Origin of the sequence: Pseudonocardia pini (assembly GCF_013870575.1) — a bacterium.
In the GTDB taxonomy this organism is placed as follows: Bacteria; Actinomycetota; Actinomycetes; order Mycobacteriales; family Pseudonocardiaceae; genus Pseudonocardia; species Pseudonocardia pini.
The window spans coordinates 1-2,511 of record NZ_JACBXB010000795.1 but is presented as its reverse complement, the minus strand read 5'-3'; the positions used below and the strand labels follow the sequence as shown (position 1 = coordinate 2,511).

4 protein-coding genes are annotated in these 2,511 nt (G+C 70.1%); 3 read left to right on the top strand and 1 reads right to left on the bottom strand.

The window, feature by feature from the left end; translation table 11 throughout:
- On the bottom strand, positions 1 to 146 hold a 146-nt coding region (locus H5J29_RS29045; protein WP_181784168.1), incomplete at its 3' end, for a helix-turn-helix domain-containing protein.
- A gap of 75 nt (positions 147 to 221) precedes the next feature.
- Between H5J29_RS29045 and leuC the strand changes: the two genes are divergently transcribed.
- From leuC to H5J29_RS29030, 3 genes are all read left to right on the top strand, one after another.
- The gene (gene leuC, locus H5J29_RS29040) at positions 222 to 1,634 is read left to right on the top strand and encodes a 3-isopropylmalate dehydratase large subunit (protein WP_181784167.1); all 1,413 of its coding nucleotides are present in this window, start codon (positions 222 to 224) and stop codon (positions 1,632 to 1,634) included.
- Positions 1,634 to 2,224 (top strand): 3-isopropylmalate dehydratase small subunit, encoded by a 591-nt coding sequence (leuD, locus tag H5J29_RS29035; RefSeq protein WP_181784166.1) that lies wholly within the window; start codon positions 1,634 to 1,636, stop codon positions 2,222 to 2,224. Before leuC ends, leuD begins: the two co-directional genes overlap by 1 nt.
- Before the next feature lie 115 nt (positions 2,225 to 2,339).
- The coding region (locus tag H5J29_RS29030) for an HU family DNA-binding protein (protein ID WP_181784165.1) at positions 2,340 to 2,511 on the top strand (172 nt) is incomplete at its 3' end.

The window sequence follows — 2,511 nt, the reverse complement described above, 5'->3', positions numbered from 1 at the left end:
TCGAGCCCGACGGCGAGCCGGTGCGCCGTGGCCCGGGGCAGCCCGGTGGCGTCACAGAGCTCGGACAGGCCCATGGGTTCGTCCGCCGCCGCACGCAGTACACCCACGGCCTTGTCGAGCACGCCGATGCCGCTAGACTGTCTCACGTCTCGATACTACCTTCCCAGATCTTGGGAAATCCACCACCGGGACACACAGCTCACACGAAGGAGGCGGCAGCGGTGGCACGCACGCTGGCCGAGAAGGTCTGGGACCAGCACCTGGTCCGTAAGGGCGAGGGGCAGGAACCCGACCTGCTCTACATCGACCTGCACCTCGTGCACGAGGTCACGAGCCCGCAGGCGTTCGACGGGCTCCGGCTCGCCGGGCGGCCCGTGCGCAGGCCGGACCTCACGCTCGCCACCGAGGACCACAACGTCCCCACGCTCGACGTCCTCGCCCCGATCGCCGATCCCGTCTCGCGCACGCAGGTGGAGACCCTGCGGCGCAACTGCGCGGAGTTCGGCGTCCGGCTGTACCCGATGAACGACCCCGAGCAGGGGATCGTGCACGTGGTCGGGCCGCAGCTGGGGCTGACCCAGCCGGGCACCACGGTCGTCTGCGGGGACTCGCACACCTCCACGCACGGCGCGTTCGGCGCCATGGCCTTCGGCATCGGCACCTCCGAGGTCGAGCACGTGCTGGCCACCCAGACGTTGCCGCTCAAGCGGTTCAAGACCATGGCGATCAACGTCAACAGTGCGGACGGCTCGCTGCGCCCCGGCGTCACGAGCAAGGACGTCGTGCTGGCGATCATCGCCCAGATCGGCACCGGCGGCGGCCAGGGCTACGTGCTCGAGTACCGCGGCAACGTCATCGACAACCTGTCGATGGAGGCCCGGATGACGATCTGCAACATGTCGATCGAGGCGGGCGCCCGCGCGGGCATGATCTCGCCGGACGAGACCACCTTCGCGTACCTGAAGGGCCGCGACCACGCGCCGCAGGGCGCCGACTGGGAGGCCGCGGTCGCGGAGTGGCGCGAGCTGCGCACCGACGAGGGCGCGGCGTTCGACGTCGAGGTGGACATCGACGCGGACGAGCTCACCCCGTTCGTCACCTGGGGCACCAACCCCGGCCAGGGCCTGCCGCTGCACGCGAACGTGCCGGACCCCGAGGTCATCGTGGACGAGAACGAGCGCGTCGCCGCCGAGAAGGCGTTGACCTACATGGGTCTCGAGGCCGGGCAGCCGCTGCGCTCGGTCAAGGTCGACACCGTGTTCGTGGGCTCCTGCACCAACGGCCGCATCGAGGACCTCCGCGCCACCGCCGAGATCCTGAACGGGCGCAAGGTCGCCGACGGGGTCCGGATGCTGGTCGTCCCGGGCTCGATGCGCGTGCGGTTCCAGGCCGAGGAGGAGGGCCTGGACAAGGTCTTCACCGACGCCGGGGCCGAGTGGCGTTCCGCGGGCTGTTCGATGTGTCTGGGCATGAACCCGGACCAGCTCGCACCGGGGGAGCGCAGCGCGTCGACCTCCAACCGCAACTTCGAGGGCCGCCAGGGCAAGGGCGGCCGCACCCACCTGGTGTCCCCGCTCGTCGCCGCGGCGACGGCGGTGCGCGGCACCCTGTCGAGCCCGGAGGACCTGGCCTGATGGAGAAGTTCAGCACCCACACGGGCATCGGTGTCCCGCTGCGCCGTTCCAATGTGGACACCGACCAGATCATCCCCGCGGTCTACCTCAAGCGCGTCACGCGGACCGGGTTCGAGGACGGCCTCTTCTCGGCCTGGCGCAACGACGAGTCGTTCATCCTCAACCAGGAGCCGTTCACCCGCGGCTCGGTGCTGGTCGCGGGCCCGGACTTCGGCACCGGCTCCTCCCGCGAGCACGCCGTCTGGGCGCTCATGGACTACGGCTTCCGCGTGGTGGTCTCGGCGCGGTTCGCGGACATCTTCCGCGGCAACTCCGCCAAGGCCGGTCTCGTGGCGGCGGAGGTGGCGCAGCCCGACGTCGAGCTGCTGTGGAAGCTGCTGGAGAACGAGCCCGGCACCGAGGTGACCGTGGACCTGCGGGAGAAGACGGTGCAGGCCAACGACCTCACCGTCCCCTTCGAGATCGACGACTACATCCGCTGGCGGCTGCTGGAGGGCCTGGACGACATCGGGCTGACCCTGCGGCACGCCGAGGCCATCACGGCTTTCGAGGCGCAGCGACCAGCGCACAAGCCGGTCACAACGTCCTGACCTGCGAAAACGCCGCTCACCGTGCGAGGTGGGCGGCGTTTTTCGTTGTGCCCCAACGATTGTTATCCGCGTGCGCTCTGGCGCAACGGGTTCAGAGCGCCTACGGTGCGGGGCCATGAACAAGACTCAGCTGGTAGAGGCGCTCGCGGAGAAGCTCGGCGACAAGCGGACCGCGGCGTCCGCTGTGGACGCGGTGCTCGAGATCATCACGGACACGGTCGGTTCCGGGGGCTCGGTGACCCTCACCGGCTTCGGGGTGTTCGAGGCCCGGGCGCGCGCCGCCCGCG

Bases quoted from the DNA above. Each gene is read 5' to 3' on its own strand.
- leuD (WP_181784166.1), top strand. From the start codon at position 1,634: ATGGAGAAGTTCAGCACCCACACGGGCATCGGTGTCCCGCTGCGCCGT.